This is a genomic window from Amycolatopsis sp. WAC 04169 (genome assembly GCF_003947535.1).
Lineage (GTDB): Bacteria > Actinomycetota > Actinomycetes > Mycobacteriales > Pseudonocardiaceae > Amycolatopsis > Amycolatopsis keratiniphila.
Genome location: NZ_QHJI01000003.1, coordinates 18,270 through 40,185 on the forward strand (window position 1 = coordinate 18,270; position 21,916 = coordinate 40,185).

Here is a 21,916-nt window from a genome sequence, read left to right on the forward strand (position 1 = left end):
CGCCAACGGTTTCTACAGCGTGCGGGAGATGATTTCCTTCATGATCTCGCTGGTGCCGCCGAAGATCCGGGAGATCCGGATGTCGGCCCACGCGCGCGCGATCGGGTACTCGGTCATGTAGCCATAGCCGCCGAAGAGCTGCAGGCAGTCGTCGACGACCTTGTTGACCCGTTCGGTGGTCCACAGCTTCGCCATCGCCGCGCCCTGCACGTCGAGTTCCTTGCGCAGATGCCGTTCGATGCACTGGTCGAGGAAGGCGCGGGACACCGCGGCCTCGGTCGCGGCCTCGGCGAGCTTGAACTTGGTGTTCTGGAAGTTGTAGACCGGGCGGCCGAAGGCCTGGCGGTCCTTGGTGTAGGCGATGGTCTGGTCGATCGCGGCCTCCATCCCGGCGACCGCGGTGACGGCGATGATCAGCCGTTCCTGCGGCAGCTGCTGCATGAGCTGGATGAAGCCGAGACCTTCCTGCGCGCCGAGGAGGTTGGCGGCGGGGACGCGGACGTCGTCGAAGTTCAGCTCCGCGGTGTCCTGGCCCTTGAGGCCGATCTTGTCGAGGACACGGCCGCGGCTGAAGCCCGGCGTGTCGGTCTCGACGGCGATCAGCGAGACACCCTGCGCGCCCGCGTCCGGGTCGGTCTTCACCGCGACGACGACGAGATCGGCGTGGAAACCGTTGGTGATGAACGTCTTCGCGCCGTTGATCACGTAGTGGTCGCCGTCGCGCACCGCGCGGGTCTTGATGCTCTGCAGGTCCGAACCCGTGCCGGGTTCGGTCATCGCGACCGCGCCGACCATCTCGCCGGAGGCGAACTTCGGCAGCCACGCCTTCTTCTGCTCTTCGTTCGCGTACTCCAGGATGTAGTGCGCGACGATTCCATTGTGGACGGTCACGCCCCACGCGCTGTCACCGGACCGGGCCTGCTCCTCGTAGAGCACGGCCTCGTGGGCGAACGTGCCGCCGCCACCGCCGTACTCCTCCGGGATGGACAGTGCCAGCAGGCCGACCTCGCCCGCCTTCGTCCACAGCTCGCGGTCGACCTTCTTCTCGGCCGCCCAGCGCTCCTGGTTCGGCGCGAGTTCCTTCTGGCAGAAGGTCCGGGCGAGGTCCCGGAGGTCTTCGAGCTCCGTCGTGCTCCACGAACTCTTCTGGATCTGCAAGGGCACGGCCAACGCCTCCTGATCGGACCTGGAAAACATGACGCTTAGGATGTAAGTTCCATGCGGAATGTACATCCGTACCGAGCTGCACGTAAAGGGGGCCGGAACCGGTGAGTGTGCTCGGCAGGACCCACCGCACGCAGGCCGAGCGCCGGGAGCAGACCCGCACCGCCCTGCTCGACGCGACCATCGACTGTCTCGTCGACCTCGGCTACGCGCGCACCTCGGTGCAGGAGATCTGTGCCCGCGCCGGCGTCTCGAAGGGCGCCGTGCAGCATCACTTCTCCGCGAAGGCCGAACTCATGGCCGCGGCCGTCGAGCATCTGACGGAGAAGCTGCGCGGACGCCTCGCGAAGTCGATCTCAGCGCTCCCCGGCGGCGCCTCGGGTGTCGCGGCGGCCATCGACCTACTCTGGGAGGGCTACTCCGGCACGCTGTCCACGGCCGCCACGGAACTGTGGGTCGCGGCGCGCACCGACCCCGAACTCCGCGAGGCGATCCGCCCGGTCGACCGGGCGCTGGGCCGCTCGACCCTGGAGCACGTCACCGCGGTCGCCGGCGATCTCCCGAAGGAACGCGCGGAGATCCTCTTCTGGCTCACCGTGAACCTCACCCGCGGGCTGGCGCTGGACGCCGAACTCGGCGGTGATCCCCAGCGGCGGCGGCAATTGCTCGACGAGTGGAAGCGCGTCGCGGTCATGTTGTACGAGGACACCTCCGCGTAGCACGCGCGAAAGCGGTTGACCAGAGCACTGGTGACACTTATCTCCCCGGCCGATTCGTGGTGGAATTCCTTGCTGGCCAACAAAACCGGCGGAGGAGCCGACCATGAGCGCGCCGCAGCAGCAGCCGTACCAACCGACTGGCCCGTTCAGCGCAATCCCGCCCGCCGCCCCGCCGCGCCCGCCCGCCGACACGCGGCTTCCCCGCCTTTTCGCCGCGATGATGGGGGTTTTCGCCGGCCTGCTGGTCCTTCTCGCGACTTTTCTCCCGCAATCGACCTACGAACAGCTTTCCGACGGCAAGCCGGTGTCGAAGTTCGCCGAAACCGGCTGGACGCGGACCTTCGACATCGAACCTTCGGCGGAGGAAAAGGAGTTCTACGACAAGACCCATGTCGCCCGCTACGGCATCCCGCTGTCGGCCGCCGCGCTGACGCTGTTCGCGGGGGCCGCGGTGGGTTTCGCCGCGTACCGGCGGAGTTCGACCTCGATCGCCGCGACGACGTCGAGGACGCTGCTGGTCGCCGGCGGGGCGGGGACCGCGATCGGCGTCTGGATGCTCGGCATGGACATCTCGGCGAGCCTGAGCTTCGGACAGGACACCGGCCGCTTCGTCTCGCGGTATGGGACCGGCAGCGGTTTCTGGATCCTGCTCGCGGGCGGGCTCGTGGCGTTGCTCACCATCGCGCTGGCGGTCGTGGCCAACCGGCGTGAACCGGCGCCGCCCCGGCAAGTCCCTTATCCGGGTGCGTACCCGCCGTACGCACCCGGCGTCCCCCAGCAGCAATATCAGCAGCAACAGCAGGCCCGGCCCCAGGAGCCGCCGTCTCCCCCGACCCCGCCCGCGGGGTCCGCGTTGCAGCAGCAGGACATCCTGCGCCCGTCCCCGGACAACCCGCCCCGCACCGACAATATGTGAAACTTATTCATATCAGCGGTGGACAGTCTCCATACCGGCAGTATGCTGTACTCGTCGGTAACACCTGGGCTCTGCGTGGCGCCTCCCCCGGCTCCGCGCGGTATGGAACGGAGACGGCATGACGAGCACGACACCGGCGAGCGCGGGCCACCACACCGAAGGACCGGCCACCATCGGCGACGTCCCCGGCGCCCCGGCCGCGGCCAGGGCGGAACGGCTCGTGCGCCGGGTCGTGGGCGGTGCGGACTCCGCGCCGGTCCAGATGCGCGCGCCCTTCACCGGGCAGCCGATCGCGACCCTCCCCCAGGCCACCGACGCCGACGTCCGCGCCGTGTTCGACCAGGCGAGGGAAGCGCAGCGCGCCTGGGCCGAGCGACCGGTCGAGGACCGCCAGCGCATCCTGATCCGCCTGCACGATCTGGTCCTGAAGCGTCAGGAAGAGGCTCTCGACCTCGTGCAAATCGAGGCGGGCAAGGCCCGGATGGACGCCTTCGACGAAGTCAGCGCCACCGCGCTCGTGGCCGCCTACTACGGCAAGCACAGCGCGAAGTTCCTTTCACCGCGCCGTGCGGCCGGGCTGATCCCGGTGCTGACCAAGGTCGGCGAGATCCGGCATCCCAAGGGTGTCGTCGGGATCATCTCGCCGTGGAACTACCCGCTCGCGCTGACCGCGATGGACGTCCTGCCCGCGCTCGCGGCCGGCAACGCCGTCGTGCAGAAACCGGACAACCAGACCGCGCTTTCGGCGCTGTGGCTGCAGGAGCTCGCCGAGGAGGCCGGGCTGCCCGCCGGTGTCTGGCAGATCGTGCTCGGCCGGGGTTCGCAGATCGGCGACGCGCTGGTCGAGGAGTCGGACTACCTGTGCTTCACCGGGTCCACGCCGACAGGTAAGGGGCTCGCCGCGAAGGTGGCGGAGCGGCTGACGAGCTACTCGCTGGAACTCGGCGGCAAGAACCCGATGATCGTGCTGCCCGACGCGGACATCGCCAAGACCGCCACGGGCGCGGTGACCGCGTGCTTCTCCTCCGCTGGGCAGCTGTGCGTCTCGGTCGAGCGCATCTACGTCCACGAGTCGATCCGCGAGGAGTTCACCCGCGCCTTCGTCGCCAAGACCGCCGCGCTGCGGCTCGGTGGCGCGCTGGATTACCAGGCGCAGATGGGATCTTTGACCTCCGAGGCCCAGCTGGAGACCGTTTCGGCGCACGTCGAGGACGCCCGGTCCAAGGGCGCGAAGGTGCTCACCGGCGGCAAGGCCCGGCCCGACCTCGGCCCGCTGTTCTACGAGCCGACCGTGCTCACCGACGTCACCGAGGACGTCAAGCTGTTCGCCGAGGAGACCTTCGGGCCGGTCGTGTCGATCTACGGCTACACCGACGTCACCGACGCGATCGAACGCGCCAACGACACGAAGTTCGGGCTGAACGCGAGCGTCTGGTCGCGTAACGGCCGGGCGGGCTGGGAGGTCGCGGCGCGACTGAAGGCCGGGACCGTCAACGTCAACGAGGGCTTCGCGGCGACCTTCGGGACCGTGGGGCTGCCGATGGGCGGGATGAAGGAGTCGGGTGTCGGACGGCGCAACGGCGCCGAAGGGCTGCTCAAGTACACCGAGGCCCAGGCGATCGCGGTGCAGCGCGGGATGCCGCTGCGCCCCGGCAAGGGAATCCCGCCGAAGCTGTGGGTGCGGACCCTGAGCACGAGCCTGAAGGCCCTTCGCCGCCTCCCCCGCCGCTGACCCTCCCCCGCGTTTCGTCCTCTGAATGCGGCAGAGGACGAAACGCGATCAGGAGGAGGAAGACGGAGCGGCCAGCAGGCCTCGGTCGTAGGCGATCGCGACGGCCTCGGCCCGGCGGCTCGCGCCGAGTTTCGCCATCACGCGCGAAAGGTGGACGCTCACCGTCTTCTCGCTGATGTACAGCTCTTCGCCGACCTGCCGGTTGGTGCGACCGAGCGCGACGCGCTCCAGCACGTCCCGTTCCCGGTCGGTCAGCGGGTCGACGACGTCACGACGCGGCGCCACGGCCTCTCCGGGCAGCTCGACGCGCGCCCGGTGGCTGAGCTCCCGGACGGCTTCCCGCAGCGGGCAGGCGCCGAGCCGGTCGGCCACCGCGTGCGCGGCCAGCAGCTCCGACGCGGCGTCGGCGGTGTCGCCGTCCGAAGCCAGCAACGACTTCGCGTGCTGCAGGCGGCACATGGCCTGCTCGTACACCGCGCCGTACCCGAACGCCTCGACCGCCTTCGCCCACAACTCGGGATCCCCCGCGCCGCGCAGGCAGGCGCCGAGCGCCTCCATCCGGGCGAGCCACGCCAGTGCCTCCGGGCCCAGCGACACCGAACGCGGGATGCCGTGCTCGGCGCAGTGCCGGCCGTGGGCGAGCAGCTTCTCACCGGCTTCCACCGCGGCCTCGGCCGTCGCCAGATCGCCGCGCACCCGGGCTTCGGCGGCCTGGGCGACGGCCGCGGTGAGGCCGTGCACACTGATCCGGATCCCGCCGAGCAGCGCGGGTTCGATCTCTTCGAGCCAGTCGATCAGTTCCCGCGCCTGCCGCACCGCGCCCGCGTGGTCGCCTCGCCATGACGCGAGCTGGATCGCGGCGTCGGCCGACGCGAGCGCGATCGAGTAGTCCGCGGCCCAGTGCTGGCGCAGGCTCGGCAGGATCTTGTCCGCGTCCGCGAACCGGCCGCGGCCGACCACGAACTGCGCCCAGATCCCCAGGAAGCGTCCGGCGACGACACTCGACACCCCGCGGCCCGCGCGGCCCGCGTCGTCGTCTTCCGGCCAATCCCCGCTGACGTACCGCAGCGTGAGGTGCTTGGTCCGCAGCTCGATGCCGAACGAGCTCCAGGTCAGCCCGGTCTCCTTGGCCCGCTGGATGCCCTTGGCGTAGTACTTCAGCGCGGACCGGATCTCGGCGCGGTCGTCGTAGCTCAGCCCGAGGAAGTGCAGCGCCCGCAGCTCGCCGTTGAGGGCGCCGGAATCCCTGGCCTTCCGCTCAGCCTCGCGCAGCCGCTCCCGTGCCAGCTCGACGTCGCCCGCCGAATCGGCCAGCGTCCCGAGCGAGACCAGCGCCGCCGCCTCCGCCCCGCCCGCGCCGACGGCCCTGGCGTCGGCGACCGCGGCCAGCGCGCACTGCAGTGCCTCGTCGTGCCGGTCGATCAGCCGCAGGATCCCGGCGCGGGTGGCGAGCACCCAGGCCCGCGCGGCACTCGCCTCGGTGTGTTCGACCAGCTCCCAGGCCTTGTCGATCGCCTCGACGACCTCGTCGAGCGTGCCGTCGACCGAAAGCAGCGCCTCCGCGTGCCGTCGCCAGACCTTGGCGGCCCGCTCGTTGCCGGTGTCCGGGCCGAGGGCCTCGGTCGCGGATCGCGAATAGGCGACCGCGCGCTCCGGCTCCCCCGACGTGCTCGCGAAATACGACGCCTCGTGCAGGAGGCGGAGCTCGTCGACGTCCGACGGCCGGTCCGCCGCGGGCACGGCGTCCCAAATGGACAGTGCCTGCTCCACGTGCCGCAACGCGGAACCGGGCGCGCCCAGCTTCTCCGCCTCGTCCATCGCGCGCAGCAACGCGGCCAGCGCGGAGACGAAATCCTTGCTCTCCAGGCTGTGGTGCGCGAGCCGCGCCTGCTGGCCGCGGCCCTGTGCCCGGTCGCGGATCCGCGCCGCGTACGCCGCGTGCATGCGGACCCGCTCCCCCGGCAGCAGGTCGCCGTACACCGCTTCCTGCAACAGGGCGTGGCGGAAGGTGTAGAAACCGTTCTCGATCACCAGGACGTGATGCTGCACGGCCTCGCGCAGCGCCTCGTCGAGTTCGAGCTCGTCCAGCCCGGAGATCTCGGCGAGCGCGGCGTGCGCCACCGAATCCTTGGCGACCGAGACCACGCGCAGCACCCGGCGCGTGATCTGGGAAAGCTGTTCTACCCGGGCGAGGAGCACTTCGGCCAGCCCGGCGGGGAGGTCCCGGCAGTCCTTCGCGGACGCGAGCAGCTCCTCGACGAAGAACGGATTGCCCTCGGAGCGGGAGACGATGTCGGCGATCATGTCCTGGCCGATCGGCTCGTCGGCCAGTGCCTCGACGAAGGCGCGCGCGTCCTCGGCGCTGAACGGCTTGACCTCGACACGTTCGACCGCGCCCAGCCGGACCACCTCGGACAGCAGCGCGCGGAGCGGATGCCGCCGGTGGACGTCCTCCTCGCGATAGCTCGCCACCACCAGCAGCCGCTGGGTGCGCAGCCTCGTCAAGAGGAAGGACAGCAGGTTCCGGGTGGAACCGTCGGCCCAGTGCAGGTCCTCCAGGAGGATCACCACGGGCCGGCGCTGAGCGATGACGGTCAGCACCCCCAGTACCGCGTCGAACAGCTGGAGCTGGCCGAGGTCCTGCTCGGGCCCGAGCCGTTGCGTCGACATCCGTTCGCTCGCGGTGAGCTGACCGTCTTCGATGGCGGGATAGTCCTCCGCCTGCTGCATCTGCGGGAGCAGCCTGCCCAGCGCCGGCCGGGCCCGGACCGCGGCGGTGACCGCGGGATCGGAGGTCGTCGCCAGCGGCGCCAGCGCCTCGGCGAACGGAAGATAAGGAAGACCGCCCTCATGGACGTCGATACAGCGCCCGGTGAGCACCAGGGCGCCCGCGCCCGCGGCGTACTCGCCGAGCGCGGTCAGCAGGCGGGTCTTGCCGACGCCGGCGTCACCGGAGAGCAGCACCGCGCCGGCCTCGGCCCGTTCTGCACGGGCGAAGGCGGCGCGGAGCTGCCGCATCTCCTGTGTGCGGGCGACGATCGGGATTCCGGAGCCAAGACGGGGCACGAGGTGCATTCTTGCCTACCGGACCGACAACTTCGCCTGTGTTTTCGCCGAGAGCTTCATCGCACTCGACCTCTACCGGGTGATGTCGCCGCTGCGGGCGGGCACGTGCCGGACCTCGCGGCGCTCCTGGGCGGGCACCTGGACCTCGGCGCGCTGCGCGCGGATCCGCTTGCTCGCCCGGCGGGCCCGCTCGACCCACATGCTGCGGCCCGCTCGCTGCAGCTCTTCCCTCCGGTATTCGACCTCGGCCAGTACGCCGGTGAGGAGGGCGTCGTTCGTGTTCATCTTTTCCCCTTAGGAACTTCACTGCGTTGTTGGTAGTGAAGAGATTCGTCCTGAGGGGTGGCCTGAGGCATCGGGTGATCACCTACACCCGGACGCGATTCGACCCCTTACGCCGGCCCATCCCCTGCTCGGGGGGCGTAAGGGGTCGAGTTCGAGGGTGGCTAGCCGTGATCCGGGCCACTCGCGCGCACCGCGCCGAGCAGCCCGCGCCAAGCCTGCGGGGAGAGGCGGAAGGCACCTCCCTCAGGGTCCTTGGAGTCCCTCAGCGCGGCACCGGAACCGGTGAAGGCGACCTCGACGCAGTCGTTGCCGCCACCGCTGTGGCTGCTCTTGAACCACCGGGCCTGGGAAAGGTCATCGTTGGGCGTCATGCTCCCCACTCCTTACTTGTTTCCAGTGACTTTCCGGAAGGGCCGCCTGTTCGGCGAACCTCCCGGCGGCCTCGGCGATCACCTCGACCGAGTCGTCCGGCTTCAACGCGGCGGCACGGAGATGGTCGAACATCAACGCGTATCGCCGGACGTCCGGGGGTTCCTCCAGGTAGAGCCCGCTGGAGGTGCTGTCGACGTAGACCACGTCGGTGTCGGCCAGTTCGGGGAAGCCCATGATGAGGAACGGGCCCTCCATCCCGGGATGGGCACCCGCGCCGAACGGCACGATCTGGACGGTGACGTTCGCCCGCGCGGCCATCGTGACCATCCGGTACAGCTGTTCCGCCATCACCTCGGGCCCGTCGACCACGCGATGCAGGACCGCCTCGTCCATGACGGCCCAGTACTCCGGGGGCGAAGGATCGGTCAGCAGCTCCTGCCGCGCCATCCGCGCCGCCACCCGGCGCCTGATCTCGGCGTCCTCGGCGTCGGGCCGCATCGCCCTGATCACGGCCTTGGCGTAGCGCTCGGTCTGCAACAGGCCCGGCACCAAAAGCGCCTGGAACGCCCGCAGCGAACTCGCGTCCGCCTCCAAACCGACGAAGGTGCCGGTGAACACCTCGTTATACGCATGCCACCAGCCGCGTTTACGGGCTTCCCTCGCCAGCTGGACGAGCGCCTCCTGCTCGTCACCGGCGATGCCGTAGAGCTCCAGCATGTCGCGCGCGTCGCGCGGGGTGACGCCGACGTGCCCCGTCTCGATACGGCTGACCTTCGACGCCGAGCATTCGAGCTTCTCGCTCACCTCGTCGATGGTGAGATCGGCCGCCTCGCGCAACCGCCTCAGCTCGCTCGCCAACCTCCGGCGGCGCACGGTGGGTCCCTGACCCCTCGTCATCACGGCACCTCCACAAGCTGTCCGAGCACCAACGATCGCGACATCGCGGAGAACAGTGTTCAGGAACCCCGCACGAAGCACATCTAACCAGCCCGAGACACATTCGGTGAGATGGTCACACGGCCATTTTCACCCAGGCGTCGATTTTCATCCTGCAATTTGCAGATTGCCGTTGTAGGTTGAGCATTGTGCAACGCGGTACGCCCGCCCTCACCGGCGTCAGCGGATCCGCTCGCGGCACGGGCGCGGGGCCGCGAGCTGCACCGATGGGCTTCCGGAAGGATACCCGTCGAAGCCGGATTCACCCCCGGTGCAGGGCCGGAGCCGTCCCCCGATCGGTTCCGGCCCTCCCTTTAATTCGTAATGCTCTGGCTCCAGATGTTAATGCGTTTCGCCATTCCCTCTAAAGGGTGGACAACTCCCGCTCTCGACTGCGGAACGTCACACGACTCGGAGAAGACCTTCCTGCACGACGGTGGCGATATGCGTTCCGTCCGCGGCGAAGAACCGGCCGGTCGCCAGCCCCCGGGCACCCGACGCCGTCGGCGACGCGCTGTCGTAGAGGAACCACTCGTCGGCCCGGAACGGACGGTGGAACCAGAGCGCGTGGTCGAGGCTCGCGCCGAGCACCTTGTCGAGATCCCAATAGACGCCGTGGCGCGCGAGGACCGAGTCCAGGAGCGTCATGTCGGAGGCGTAGGTCAGGACGCAGACGTGCAGCAACTGCTCGTCCGGGAGCTTGCCGTCGGCCCGCATCCAGACCTGGTTCCTGGCGGGCCGGTCGCCCGTCTTCCTGGTGACCCACGGCGGATCGTTGACGTACCGCAGGTCGATCGGACGCGGCCGGTCGAGATGGCCCATGAAGTACCCCTCGGCGCGTTCCTGCAGGGTCGGCAGCGAGTCGGGGGCCGGGACGTCCGGCATGGCCTCGGAATGCTCGATGCCGCCCTCGTCCTTCTGGAACGAGGCCGACAGGGAGAAGATCGCCTTGCCGTGCTGGATGCCCACGACGCGGCGGGTGGTGAACGAGCGGCCGTCGCGGATGCGGTCGACCTCGTAGACGATCGGGACGCTCGGGTCGCCGCCGCGGATGAAGTACGCGTGCAGCGAGTGGACCTTCCGCTCCTCGGGGACCGTGCGGCCGGCGGCGACCAGCGCCTGCCCCGCGACCTGCCCGCCGAACACCCGCACCGGCGAGTGGGCGGGCGAGACGCCGCGGAAGATGTTCTCTTCGATCTTCTCCAAGTCCAGCAGCGCGACCAGCCGGTCGAGCACGGGCTGTCCGCCCACCCCGCCGGCGTTGTCGAAACCGGCCGCGGCTTCCCTGGCCATCTCAGTCATGTCCTGAACTTTAGGCCGTGCGGGTGCTCGGAGCCCCCGTGAGGCGGGACGTTTGTCGCGAAGGCCACCTTCGGGACACCTGGGACGCTAGGAACGGTCCTTTCCTTGCGAAATTTGCCAGGAAAGGACCGTTCCTAGCACGCGCCGGCGGGCCGAAGGGGCCTTTCACCGCATGGCATGTGGCGAAAGGCCCCTTCGCCGCACGGACGGGACACCTCGAACGCTATGAAGGACCCTCTCCTGGCAAATTTCGCCAGGAAAGGGTCCTTCATAGCGTCGGCAGGGAGGGTCAGGCGTGGTCGTCCTCGCCCAGGCGGTGCACCCGGATGAGGTTGGTCGACCCGACGGTCCCGGGCGGCGAACCGGCCACGATGACCACCAGGTCACCCTTGGCGTACTTGCCCATTTCGAGCATCGCGTGGTCGACCTGCTGGATCATCTGGTCGGTCGAGCCCACCTTCGGCACGATCCGCGTCGTGGTGCCCCAGGTCATCGCAAGCTGGCTGCGGACGCTCTCCTCCGGCGTGAACGCCAGCAGCGGCAGCCGCGTGTGCAGCCGCGCGAGCCGCCGGACGGTGTCACCGGACTGGGTGAAGGCGACCAGGGCCTTGGCGTTCAGCCGCTCCCCGATGTCACGGGCCGCGTAGGAGATGACGCCGCGCTTGGTGCGCGGGACGTGCGACAGCGGCGGCACGACCGGCGAGTCGGTCTCGACGGCTTCGATGATCCGGCCCATGGTCTTGACCACGTCGATGGCGTAGCGGCCCACGCTGGTCTCACCCGAGAGCATGAGCGCGTCCGCGCCGTCGAGCACCGCGTTGGCGACGTCCGAGGCCTCGGCGCGGGTCGGGCGGGAGCTGTTGATCATCGACTCGAGCATCTGCGTCGCGACGATGACGGGCTTCGCGTTCTCGCGGGCGATCTGAATGGTGCGCTTCTGCACCAGCGGGACCTGCTCCAGCGGGAGTTCGACGCCGAGGTCGCCGCGGGCGATCATCACCGCGTCGAAGGCGAGCACGATGGCTTCGAGGTTGTAGACCGCTTCGGGCTTCTCGATCTTCGCGACCACCGGGAGGCGGCCCTTGCCGACGCGGTCCATCACCTGGTGGACCAGGTCGATGTCGGCGGGCGAGCGGACGAACGACAGCGCGATGAAGTCCACGCCGAGTTCCAGCGCGAACTCGAGGTCTTCGATGTCCTTTTCGGACAGCGCCGGCACGGAGACGTCCATACCCGGCAGGGAGACGCCCTTGTTGTTGCTGACGGGGCCGCCTTCGGTGACCTCGCAGACGACGTCCGGTCCGTCGACCTCCTTGACCACGAGGCCGACCTTGCCGTCGTCCACGAGGAGACGGTCGCCGGGCTTCGCGTCGTCGGCGAGTCCCTTGTAGGTGGTCGAGACGCGGTCGTGCGTACCGGCCACGTCCTCGACGGTGATGCGCACGATGTCGCCGTTGTGCCACTCGACCGGCCCGCCCGCGAAGGTGCCGAGACGGATCTTCGGCCCCTGGAGGTCGGCGAGGATGCCCACCGCGCGGCCCGATTCGGCGGCGGCGGTGCGGATGAGGTCGTAGACCTGCTTGTGGTCGCTGTGCGTCCCGTGGCTGAAGTTCATCCTCGCGACGTCCATCCCGGCGTCGACGAGTTGCCGCATCTTCTCCGGCGTAGCGGTCGCGGGGCCCAGGGTACAAACGATCTTCGCGCGTCGGCTCACGTTCGCACAGCGTAGTCCCTCATCGTGGCTACGTCTGTACCGATACCGAAAGTTCAAGAAAAGTGTCAGTTGACCTGGGCGACGAGGAAACCGCCGAACCCGGTTCGGCGGTTATCGACGCGGCTTCTCGCTCGGCCCGACGCGATCCCGCGCCCATTCGTTGAACGCGCGGACCTGCCGCCACGCCTTGCGCACCCGGTCGAGGGCGCCGCGTTCGTGCAGGACGTCGTCCGGCTCCCAGCCGCGGACGGCGTACACGGAGCGGTACTTCAGCAGGTCGATGCGGGGATGGTCTTCGGCGAAGCCGCGCGGCTTCGACTTGAGCCTGTCCCCCTTGACCTCCCAGCCCGCCTTCTCCAGCTTCGCGAGGATCTTGGCGAGCTCGGCGCCCCGGAGTTCCGTGTCGACGGCCTTGCGGAAGCGGGCGAGCTGATCGGACTCGAAGTGGAAGCAGCCGCCGCCGACGCGCAGCCCGGCCGGGCCGACCTCGACGTAGTACGCGCCGCCGCCGCGGCCCTGCTCGATCACCGCGCCGCAGTGGGTCTTGTACGGCGTCTTGTCCTTGGCGAACCGGACGTCGCGATACGGGCGGAAGACCTTGCCCTCGCCGAAGCCGTCGCCGAACTCCGGGACGAGTTCGGCGAGCAGCGCCTCCATCGGCGCGCGCACGTCGGCCTTGTAGGTGGCGAGGTTCGCGTCCCAGTAGGACTTGGAGTTGTCCGCCTCGAGACCGTCGTAGAAGTCGATGGCGTACTCGCCGAAACCCTCGAAACCCATGGGGTGACCGTAATCCTCGCCACCGGCGGAAGCGCGTGAAGGGGGCCTTCACGCGCTTCCGCCGGAGAGCCTTACTTGGCCAGGGCGGTGATCAGTTCGCCGTCGGCCGTGTCACCGGACAGCTCCCAGAAGAAGGCACCGCCGAGACCCTGGTTCTTGGCGTAGGTGACCTTGCCGCCGATGGTCGCCGGGGTGTCGTAGCTCCACCAGTCGCTGCCGCACTTGGCGTACGCGGTGCCCGCCACGGTGCCGGTGGCCGGGCAGGTGGTCTTCAGGACCTTGTAATCCTGGATACCCGGCTCGGTGCCCGCCGCCGGACCGGTCGCCGTGCCGCCCGGGGCCTCCTGGGTGACACCGGTCCAGCCGCGGCCGTAGAAGCCGATGCCCAGCAGCAGCTTGTTCGCCGGGACACCCTTGGCCTTGAGCTTCTGGATCGCGGCGTCGGAGTGGAAGCCGGCGGTCGGGATGCCCTCGTAGCCGGTCAGCGGCGAATGCGGGGCCGTCGGGCCCTGCGCGGCCCAGGCGCCGAAGTAGTCGTAGGTCATGACGTTGTACCAGTCGAAGTACTGCGCCGCGCCGCCGTAGTCCGCGGCGTCGATCTTGCCGCCGTCGGTACCGTCCGCGGTGATCGCGGCGGTGACCAGTTTCGAGCCGAACTTCTCCCGCAGGGCCTGCGCGAGGTTCTTGATCGCGGCCGGGCCGCTGGTGTCACACGAGAGCCCGCAGGCGTTCGGGTACTCCCAGTCGATGTCGATACCGTCGAAGACACCGGCCCAGCGCGGGTCGTTGACGAGGTTGTAGCAGGACTCCGCGAACTTGGCGGGGTTCTTGGCGGCCTCGCCGAACCCGCCGGACCAGGTCCAGCCGCCGAACGACCACAGCACCTTGAGGTTCGGGTACTTGGCCTTGAGCTTCTTCAGCTGGTTGAAGTTCCCGCGCAGCGCGCCGGTGTCCCAGCTGTCGGCGACGCCGTCCACACTGCCCGCGGCGTCGTAGAACTTGCTGGTCGCCGCCTCGGCGTCACCGATCGCGCAGCCACCGTTCGTCACGTTGCCGAACGAGTAGTTGATATGCGTCAGCTTGCTCGCCGAACCCGACGTGTCGATGTTCTTCACATGGTAGTTCCGCTGGTAGACGCCCCATTCGGCGAAGTACCCGAGTACCTTGCCGACCGAGGCGTCCGGCGTTTCCGGTGCGGCCGAGGCCTGCTGCGCCGGCGCGGCGACGGCCAGCGCGCCGAGCGCGACGGCCGCGGCACCCAGGACCGCGGTGAGCCTTTTCGAACGGGGCATGCGTTCTCCCTTCACGGTCACCAGGGGTGACGAGAGGACTGCGGCGGGACACGCACAAGCTAAGTGGACTAGACCACTCCGTCAATGGTTCAGACCAAGACTTTCGGATGGACATTTTCGAACATTCCTTGACGGAAATATGCCGCACGGGGCACATTTCCCGGATGATGCAGACCTTCGAGATCCTCGCCGAACCGCGGCGGAGGACCATCCTCGACCTCTTGCGCGGCGGCGAGAAATCGGTCAACGAGCTGGTCGAGGTGCTCGAATTGAGCCAACCGGCCGTATCGAAGCACCTGCGCGTCCTACGCGAGGCCGGTCTGGTCACCGTCCGCGTCGCCGCCCAGCGCCGCTGCTACCGGCTCCGCCCGGAACCGCTCGCGGAGGTCGACGCGTGGCTCGCGCCGTACCGCCGGTTCTGGGAAGGACGGATCGACGCGCTCGAACGGCACCTCGACGACGACAGTCAGTGAATAGGTAACGGCTCGAACGCGATGCCGCGGTCGGCCGCGCGCCGCGTCCCCCAGTCGTAGAGCGCCTGGAGTGCGGGGCGTAACCGCTCCCCTTCCTCGCTCAGCCGGTACTCGACGTGCGGCACCCGGCCCTCGCGGCTCTCCCGGAGCACGAGGCCGTCCGCCTCCAGCTCGCGCAGGTGCTGGGTCAGCATCTTCTCGCTGACGCCCGGCATCCGCCGCCGGAGTTCGCCGTAGCGGTGCACGCCCTCTTTGAGATGCGCCAGGATCACCGGCTTCCACTTGCCGCCGATGACGTCGACCGCGAGCTCGACCGCGCAGTGGTACCGCTTCATCGCCGCTCCCCTTGGCACGCACCGGAAAGTAAGCGGTTGTCCCCGGCGATCCGGGGTGGTTGCCTTTGCCGGACCGGAAGATCGTCGCCGCTGGGAGGACCTTACGTGACCGGGACACCGACGTTGTACGAATGGGCAGGCGGGCTGGACGCCCTGCGCAGGCTGACCACTGTCTTCTACGGCCACGTGCTGAAGGACCCGTTGCTGGAGCCGGTCTTCCGCCACATGGACCCCGGCCATCCCGAGCACGTCGCGGTCTGGCTGGCCGAGGTGTTCGGCGGGCCGGAGACCTACAGCGGCGAACACGGCGGGCACCGGCACATGGTCGGACGGCATCTGGGCCGGGCCATCACCGAGGAACAGCGCCGCCGCTGGGTGAACCTGCTCTTCGACGCCGCCGACGAAGCCGGGCTCCCGGCCGATCCCGAGTTCCGCTCCGCGTTCGCCGCGTACGTCGAATGGGGCAGCAGGCTCGCGGTGATGTTCTCGCAACCGGGCCGCGAGGTCACCGTTCCCGAGCCCATGCCGAAATGGGACTGGGGCAACCGGCCGCCCTGGCAGCCGCCGTCGGACTGAAGGCGTTCATAGTGGGGCGGTCGTGAAAGGAGGCCGCCGTGATCCGGGTGGACGGCCGGACCCTGCGCTGCGCGGACGTCGTGACCGCCGCGAGCACCGAGGGCCCGCTGGGCATCGACGTTTCGATCGCCGCGCTGCGCGGCGCCGAAAGCGCGTGGAAGCTCGCCGAAGAACTGAGCACGCGCAGGATCGTCTACGGCCGCACCACCGGCGTCGGCGCCAACAAAGAGGACCCGGTCGGCGAGGGCGAGTCGCCGGATCACGGGCTGCGGCTGTTGCGCAGTCACGCGGGCGGCAGCGGCGACGTCATGTCCCCCGGCCAGACCAGGGCGATGATGCTCATCCGGCTCAACCAGCTGCTGGCCGGGCGCGCCGGGCTCAGCCCCGTGCTGATCGGGGCGCTCGCCGACGCGGTGAGGACGGGGGCGCTGCCGCTCGTGCACCGGCTCGGCGCGATCGGCACCGGCGACCTCGCGCCGCTCGCGGAGACCGCGCTCGCCCTCACCGGCGAACGGCCGTGGCTGACCGGCGGGGTGCCCCCGGTGCCGGTGCAGGCGGGTGACGCGCTCGCGTTCATGAGCAGCAACGCCGCGACGCTGGCCGAGGCGACCCTCGCCGCGATGCGGCTCGACACGCTGACGCGGGCGAGTCACGTCGTCGCGGCACTGACCTACATCGCGCTCGACGGGAATCCGGAGGCGTACGCGACCCCCGTGCACGAGGCGCGTCCGCACGCCGGGCAGGTCGCGTGCGCGGCGGAGATGCGGCGGCTGCTCGGGATGGAGGGCACGCCCAAACCCGGCAGGCGGATCCAGGACCCGTTCGGGCTCCGCGCCTTCCCGCAGGTGCAGGGGCCCGCGCTGGACGCGATCCACTACCTGCGCGACGTCCTCGCGGTGGAGATCAACGCCAGCACCGAGAACCCGATGATCTCGACGGTGCACCAGGACGCCTATCACCACGCGCATTTCCACACCGCGTACGTCTCGACCGCGCTCGACCAGGTGCGCGCGACCGTCCATCAGGTCGCCGAGCTGTCGGTGGCCCGGCTGGGTGATCTGGTGGAGCCGGAGTTCACCGGGTTGCGGCCGTTCCTGGCGGCCGGGCCGTCGGGCAGCTCGGGCGTGATGATCCTGGAGTACGTCGCGCACGACGCGCTCACCGAACTGCGGCAGGCCGCGCTCCCGGCGACGCTGGGCACGGCCGTCGTCTCACGCGGGATCGAGGACCACGCGAGCTTCTCCACCCAGGCCGCGCGGGCGGCGACCGCGGCCGGGGCGGCGTACCAGCAGGTGCTGGCGTGCGAACTGGTCGCGGCCGTCCGGGCACTGCGGATGCGCAAGGCCGAACTCGTCTCCCTGCCCGCGCGCGACGCCTACGAGACCGCTGCGGCCGTGCTCGACCCGAGCGTCGAAGACCGGCCGCTGACCGACGACATCGCCCGCGCCGTGTCCCTTTTGGACACCTTCGCCCGCGTCTGAACCCCGCGTTTCGTCCTCTGGATGCGGTAGTTGGGGATGCCAACTACCGCATCCAGAGGACGAAACGCGGGAGGTCAACAGCAGCAACCGCGGCGCGCGAGGGAGCGGAGCCGGGCATTCACCGGCGCCGGCCGGTTCGCGGCGGCCTCGACGGCGTCGAGCATCCGCCGCCGCTCCGCCCTGTCGAGCACCCGGCCGCGGGTGATCACCGTGTCGATCTTCGCGACGTTGCGGATGTCCGCGGCCGGGTCCGCGTCCAGCAGCACGAGGTCCGCCTCCTTCCCCACCGCGACCGTGCCCGACGTCCCTTCCCGGCCGAGGAACCTCGCCGCGTCGGCCGTGACGGTCTTCAGCGCCCGCACCGGCGAGAGCCCGGCTTCGACCAGGAACGCGAGCTCCTCGTGCAGCCCGCTGCCGGGGAAGGTGTACGGATTGAGGCAGTCGGTGCCGCCGATGAGCCCGACACCCGCGTCGTGCGCGACGCCGACCAGCCGCAGCGTCTCCCGGTAGTACCGCTCCTGGAGGGCGATGTCCGCCGGGGTCTTCGGCGCGAAGCGTTCGATGCCGACGGCCCAGCTCTCGCGCACGTCCGCGGGGACGTACTTCAGCCGCGGGTCGCGCTGGTGGGTCTCGGCGGGCTGCGTGACGACCCGGTTGATCGTCAGCGTCGGCGAGTGCCAGGTGCCGTTGCACCGCAGCCGCTCGAAGTAGGCCCGCGCCGCGCCGCGGTCGTACGTGGTGACCGACTCGAACTCCAGCCGCCGCGCCAGGTTGAAGAAGTCCCGCGGCGCCGCGGGGTCGTAGGGCGTCGCCTTCAGCCTGGCCAGGATCTCGTCGCGCCGGGACGAGCAGTGGATGGACACCCCGAAGAAATGCTCCAGGCTGTGCTGGCCGAGGTCGCTCACCTGGAGGTGCGACAGCTTGTACGGCCAATGCCCGGAGAACCGCAGGCCCTGGGCACGGGCCTCGTCCGCGATCGCGCGCACGGCCTCGGGTGCGAGGTAGGAGTAGATCTTGACGAGCTCGGCGCCCGCGGACTTCTCGGCACGGACGGCGGCCCGCGCTTCGGCCTCCGTCGACACCTGGAGCACCGGCGGCCCCAGGAGCGTGACCGGCCCGTCGACGATCCCGCTCGCCAGCACGACACGCGGGCCGAGCAGCTCGCCGCGTTCGATCTTGGCCTTCGTGGCACGGTTTTCCGCGTACCCCCACATCTCGCGGACACCCGTGACGCCGTGCACCAGATGCAGCGGCGGGACGATCTCCTCGAGGTCCGCGCCGTGGGTGTGCATGTCCCACAGTCCCGGGATGAGGTACTTGCCGCGGCCGTCGATCACCCGCGCGCCGCCGGTTTCCGGGACCGGACCGGAGCCGACCCAGGCGATCCGGTCGCCGACGAGCACGACCGAGACGTCACGCCGGGGCGCCGAACCCGTGCCGTCGATCAGCGTGACGTGGGTGATGACGACGATCGCGCCGGTTTCCGCGGCGGCCGTGCCGGGCAGCAACCCGGCGAGCGCCACCCCGGTCCCGCCCGCGGCCAGCCACCTCAGGAACTCGCGTCTGCTGGATCCCATGCGCACCGCCGCCCTTCCACCCCTGATCCCCCAGGTGGCCGATTCAACTCGCCGCGATGGCGGGGCCGCAAGAAAAGCGAAGGCCCCTTACCCGAGGTCAGCACAAAGTAAGGGGCCTTCTCCTGAAACAGGGCTCAGCCGAAGAAGACCTCGGCCTCTTCGTACCGCTCGACCGGGACGGTCTTCAGTTCGGCGGTCGCCTCGGCGAGCTTGACGCGGACGATGTCCGTGCCGCGCAGCGCCACCATCACGCCGAAGTCGCCGTCGGCCACGGCGTCGACGGCGTTGAGCCCGAACCGGGTGGCGAGCACGCGGTCGTACGCCGTCGGAGTGCCGCCGCGCTGGACGTGCCCGAGCACGACCGCACGCGACTCCTTGCCGGTGCGGGCGGCGATCTCGTCGGCCAGCCAGGTGCCGATGCCGCCGAGCCGGACGTGCCCGAAGGCGTCCTTCTCCCCGGTCAGCAGCTTCTCCTCGCCGCCCTCGGGCAGCGCGCCCTCGGCGACCACGATGATCGGCGCGTACTCCTTCTCGAAGCGGCGCTCGACCCACGAGACGACCTGGTCGACGCTGAAGTGCCGCTCCGGCACCAGGATCACGCTCGCGCCGCCGGCGAGGCCCGAGTGCAGCGCGATCCAGCCCGCGTGCCGCCCCATGACCTCGACGACCAGCGCGCGGTGGTGCGACTCGGCCGTGGTGTGCAACCGGTCGATGGCCTCGGTGGCGATCGAGACGGCCGTGTCGAAGCCGAAGGTGTAGTCGGTGGCGCCGAGGTCGTTGTCGATCGTCTTGGGCACCCCGACGACGCCGACGCCGTCGTCCGTGAGCCGCTTCGCGACGCCGAGGGTGTCCTCGCCGCCGATGGCGATCAGCGCGTCGACCTGCTGCTCGGCGAGCACGGACTTGATCTTGTCGACGCCGCCGTCGACCTTGTACGGGTTGGTCCGCGACGAGCGCAGGATCGTGCCGCCGCGGGTCAGGATGTCCTCGACGTCGTTCAGGCCGAGCGGGCGGCTGTCCCCGGTGAGGGGACCGTTCCAGCCGTTGCGGAACCCGACGATGTCCCAGCCGTGCACCTCGATGCCCTTGCGCACCACACCGCGGATCACCGCGTTGAGCCCCGGGCAGTCCCCACCGCCGGTCAGCACACCGACACGCATCAGAAGCCTCCGTCTTGTGTTCCGTAGAGATGACAGTCACATGTCCCGACGCCAGCGTAGCGGCAGTTCTCTGGATCGGTGCAGGGCGGACCACCTCGGGAATCGGTACGCGCGGCGGATGTGCTAGCTTGGCGTCGTGCAGCGCTATTTCTGGTTTACGAAGCCGGCCCCGGGTGGGCACGGCGGCGTGAACCTGCGCTGACCTCCACCCCGAGCCGGATTTCCCACCGGCTCGGCGAGTTCCCGCGGGTCGGTATCCCTTTCGAAAGGAACCAGACCCGCGATGTCTCCCTCCGCTGACACCCTGATCGCCCTCGACGGGCACCGCACGGCGGCCATCAGCCCGCTGCTGTCGCCCGCGATGCTGCGGCACGAACATCCGATGACGGCGGAAATCGCCGATACCGTCCTAGCCGGGCGGGCCTCGGCCGTCGACATCCTCGACGGCCGGAACGACCGGCTCCTCGTCGTCGTCGGGCCCTGCTCGGTGCACGACGCGGACGCCGCGCTCGACTACGCCCGCCGCCTCGCCGCGAAGGCCGAAGAACACCGCCGCGACCTGCACATCGTCATGCGCGTCTACTTCGAGAAGCCGCGGACCACGCTCGGCTGGAAGGGCCTCATCAACGACCCCGGTCTCGACGGCACCTACGAGGTCAACCAGGGCCTCCGGATGGCGCGCAAACTGCTGCTCGACATCTCCGCGCTCGGCCTGCCGGTGGGCTGCGAATTCCTCGACCCGATCACCCCGCAGTTCATCTCCGACACCGTGACCTGGGGTTCCATCGGCGCGCGGACCGCGGCGAGCCAGGTGCACCGGCAGCTGTGCAGCGCGCTGTCGATGCCGGTCGGGATCAAGAATTCGACCGAGGGCGATGTCCAGGTCGCCGTCGACGCCACCCGCGCGGCCGGCGCGAGCCACGTCTTCGCCGGGATCAACCCCGACGGCCTCGCCGCTTTGATCACCACGGCGGGCAACGAGGACTGCCACGTCATCCTGCGCGGCAGCTCCGCGGGCCCGAACTACGACCCCGCGACGGTGGCCGACACGCTGGCGCGGCTGGCGAAGTCGGGGCTGCCGGAACGCGTGATCATCGACGCGAGCCACGGCAACAGCGCGAAGGACCACGTGCGGCAGGCTTCGGTCGTGCGCGAGCTCGCCGGGCGGATCGGGGCCGGTGAGCGGGGTATCGCGGGGCTGATGCTGGAGAGCTTCCTGGTGGAGGGGCGCCAGGACCTGACGCTGGGGTCGGCCGCTTCGCTGACGTACGGGCAGTCGATCACGGACGCCTGCCTCGGGTGGGAGACGACGGCGGAGCTGCTGGACACCCTCGCCGAGGCGGTCGACTCACGCCGCTGAGTGCCCTCGCGAACGCTAGGAACGGTCCTTTCCTCGCAAATTTTGCAAGGAAAGGACCGTTCATTGCGTTCCAGGGGCGGGCCGCCTCCCCGAAGGCCCGGCACAGCGCCAGGTGTCATGAAAGGGCCGTTCAGGACACAAAACGTCCTGAACGGCCCTTTCATGACATCCGGACCGGACAGGCCTACCGGTGCCAGTAGGACTCGATGATCTGCCACCGCTGGTAGTTGTGCCGCGCGTCCGCCAGCGCGTCGTGCTGGTCGTCCGGGGCCGACGGCAGCTTCGGCTTGCCCGCGTCCTCCCAGCGTTGCCGCAGGTCACGGGTGAAACGCGGCAGCTGGCGCGGCAGCGCGGGCATCGGCCCCCACAGCTGCGCCAGCGCGACGTGGTCGTAGGCGGCGAACCAGGCCCACAGTTCGATCCCGCCGGGCGGTTTGCCGAAGAACTCGAGCAGGTCCGTGCGGATCTTTTCGCGGCTGCGCCACGCCGGGTCGGCGGGCGACGGGAGTTTCGGGAGCACGTTGTCGCGGACCCAGGGGCCGGCCTTGCCGGGATCGAAATCGGTCGAGACCGCGTAGAACTCGCGGCCTCTTTCGTCCACGACACCGATCGACACCAGATCGATGGTCACGCCGTCCTCAATGAATTCGGTGTCGTAGAAAAAGCGCACCGGAGAACC

At 69.7% G+C, this 21,916-nt stretch carries 20 protein-coding genes; 7 read left to right on the plus strand and 13 right to left on the minus strand.

What is annotated here, in order from left to right:
* Window positions 1–12: 12 nt before the first annotated feature.
* On the minus strand, window positions 13–1,164 hold the full coding sequence (locus DMC61_RS08225) for an acyl-CoA dehydrogenase family protein (protein ID WP_043848699.1): 1,152 nt from the start codon (window positions 1,162–1,164) through the stop codon (window positions 13–15).
* 104 nt (window positions 1,165–1,268) lie between these two features.
* Between DMC61_RS08225 and DMC61_RS08230 the strand changes: the two genes are divergently transcribed.
* The 3 genes from DMC61_RS08230 (at window position 1,269) to DMC61_RS08240 (ending at window position 4,531) form a co-directional block, all read left to right on the plus strand.
* Entirely contained in the window at window positions 1,269–1,883 is a 615-nt protein-coding gene (locus DMC61_RS08230) for a TetR/AcrR family transcriptional regulator (protein ID WP_063275095.1), read from the plus strand.
* Window positions 1,884–1,986: 103 nt separating this feature from the next.
* Window positions 1,987–2,799 (plus strand): hypothetical protein, encoded by an 813-nt coding sequence (locus DMC61_RS08235; RefSeq protein ID WP_125688173.1) that lies wholly within the window; start codon window positions 1,987–1,989, stop codon window positions 2,797–2,799.
* 118 nt (window positions 2,800–2,917) lie between these two features.
* Complete coding sequence (locus DMC61_RS08240; protein WP_125688175.1) at window positions 2,918–4,531, plus strand: succinic semialdehyde dehydrogenase; 1,614 nt, start codon at window positions 2,918–2,920, stop codon at window positions 4,529–4,531.
* A gap of 48 nt (window positions 4,532–4,579) precedes the next feature.
* Here DMC61_RS08240 and DMC61_RS08245 read toward each other — a convergent pair whose 3' ends face one another.
* From DMC61_RS08245 to DMC61_RS08280, 8 genes are all read right to left on the minus strand, one after another.
* The gene (locus DMC61_RS08245) at window positions 4,580–7,606 is read right to left on the minus strand and encodes a LuxR family transcriptional regulator (protein WP_125688177.1); all 3,027 of its coding nucleotides are present in this window, start codon (window positions 7,604–7,606) and stop codon (window positions 4,580–4,582) included.
* A gap of 63 nt (window positions 7,607–7,669) precedes the next feature.
* On the minus strand, window positions 7,670–7,882 hold the full coding sequence (locus DMC61_RS08250) for a hypothetical protein (RefSeq protein WP_125688179.1): 213 nt from the start codon (window positions 7,880–7,882) through the stop codon (window positions 7,670–7,672).
* A gap of 161 nt (window positions 7,883–8,043) precedes the next feature.
* Window positions 8,044–8,253, minus strand: coding sequence for a DUF397 domain-containing protein (locus DMC61_RS08255; RefSeq protein ID WP_125688181.1), 210 nt, complete (start codon window positions 8,251–8,253; stop codon window positions 8,044–8,046).
* A complete protein-coding gene (locus tag DMC61_RS08260) occupies window positions 8,237–9,151 on the minus strand; it encodes a helix-turn-helix transcriptional regulator (RefSeq protein WP_125688183.1) in 915 nt (304 codons plus the stop codon). The genes DMC61_RS08255 and DMC61_RS08260 overlap by 17 nt, the downstream gene beginning before the upstream one ends.
* A gap of 441 nt (window positions 9,152–9,592) precedes the next feature.
* On the minus strand, window positions 9,593–10,492 hold the full coding sequence (locus DMC61_RS08265; protein WP_043848003.1) for an acyl-CoA thioesterase II: 900 nt from the start codon (window positions 10,490–10,492) through the stop codon (window positions 9,593–9,595).
* Between the two features lie 289 nt (window positions 10,493–10,781).
* On the minus strand, window positions 10,782–12,206 hold the full coding sequence (gene pyk, locus DMC61_RS08270) for a pyruvate kinase (protein ID WP_043848002.1): 1,425 nt from the start codon (window positions 12,204–12,206) through the stop codon (window positions 10,782–10,784).
* Between the two features lie 111 nt (window positions 12,207–12,317).
* Window positions 12,318–12,983 (minus strand): DUF2461 domain-containing protein, encoded by a 666-nt coding sequence (locus tag DMC61_RS08275; RefSeq protein ID WP_005166098.1) that lies wholly within the window; start codon window positions 12,981–12,983, stop codon window positions 12,318–12,320.
* 71 nt (window positions 12,984–13,054) lie between these two features.
* Window positions 13,055–14,275, minus strand: a complete 1,221-nt coding sequence (locus tag DMC61_RS08280) for a glycoside hydrolase family 18 protein (protein WP_125688185.1) — start codon at window positions 14,273–14,275, stop codon at window positions 13,055–13,057.
* A gap of 164 nt (window positions 14,276–14,439) precedes the next feature.
* On the opposite strand from DMC61_RS08280, the gene DMC61_RS08285 reads away from it, so the two are divergent.
* Window positions 14,440–14,748, plus strand: a complete 309-nt coding sequence (locus DMC61_RS08285; RefSeq protein ID WP_016332802.1) for a metalloregulator ArsR/SmtB family transcription factor — start codon at window positions 14,440–14,442, stop codon at window positions 14,746–14,748.
* On the opposite strand, the gene DMC61_RS08290 is transcribed toward DMC61_RS08285, so the two are convergent.
* Window positions 14,742–15,083: a helix-turn-helix domain-containing protein gene (locus tag DMC61_RS08290; protein WP_125688187.1), complete on the minus strand. Its 342-nt coding sequence runs from the start codon at window positions 15,081–15,083 to the stop codon at window positions 14,742–14,744. The genes DMC61_RS08285 and DMC61_RS08290 overlap by 7 nt on opposite strands.
* A 105-nt stretch (window positions 15,084–15,188) precedes the next feature.
* Here DMC61_RS08290 and DMC61_RS08295 point away from each other — a divergent pair, with 105 nt between their 5' ends.
* The gene (locus DMC61_RS08295; RefSeq protein ID WP_016332800.1) at window positions 15,189–15,659 is read left to right on the plus strand and encodes a group II truncated hemoglobin; all 471 of its coding nucleotides are present in this window, start codon (window positions 15,189–15,191) and stop codon (window positions 15,657–15,659) included.
* Between the two features lie 38 nt (window positions 15,660–15,697).
* Window positions 15,698–17,140 (plus strand): aromatic amino acid ammonia-lyase, encoded by a 1,443-nt coding sequence (locus DMC61_RS08300; protein ID WP_016332799.1) that lies wholly within the window; start codon window positions 15,698–15,700, stop codon window positions 17,138–17,140.
* Window positions 17,141–17,214: 74 nt separating this feature from the next.
* On the opposite strand, the gene DMC61_RS08305 is transcribed toward DMC61_RS08300, so the two are convergent.
* Entirely contained in the window at window positions 17,215–18,717 is a 1,503-nt protein-coding gene (locus tag DMC61_RS08305; protein ID WP_125688189.1) for an amidohydrolase family protein, read from the minus strand.
* 134 nt (window positions 18,718–18,851) lie between these two features.
* Window positions 18,852–19,877: a 6-phosphofructokinase gene (locus DMC61_RS08310; protein WP_125688191.1), complete on the minus strand. Its 1,026-nt coding sequence runs from the start codon at window positions 19,875–19,877 to the stop codon at window positions 18,852–18,854.
* Window positions 19,878–20,160: 283 nt separating this feature from the next.
* Between DMC61_RS08310 and DMC61_RS08315 the strand changes: the two genes are divergently transcribed.
* Complete coding sequence (locus tag DMC61_RS08315; protein ID WP_125688193.1) at window positions 20,161–21,237, plus strand: 3-deoxy-7-phosphoheptulonate synthase; 1,077 nt, start codon at window positions 20,161–20,163, stop codon at window positions 21,235–21,237.
* Between the two features lie 184 nt (window positions 21,238–21,421).
* On the opposite strand, the gene DMC61_RS08320 is transcribed toward DMC61_RS08315, so the two are convergent.
* Window positions 21,422–21,907: a polyadenylate-specific 3'-exoribonuclease AS gene (locus DMC61_RS08320; protein ID WP_016332795.1), complete on the minus strand. Its 486-nt coding sequence runs from the start codon at window positions 21,905–21,907 to the stop codon at window positions 21,422–21,424.
* Between the last annotated feature and the right edge of the window lie 9 nt (window positions 21,908–21,916).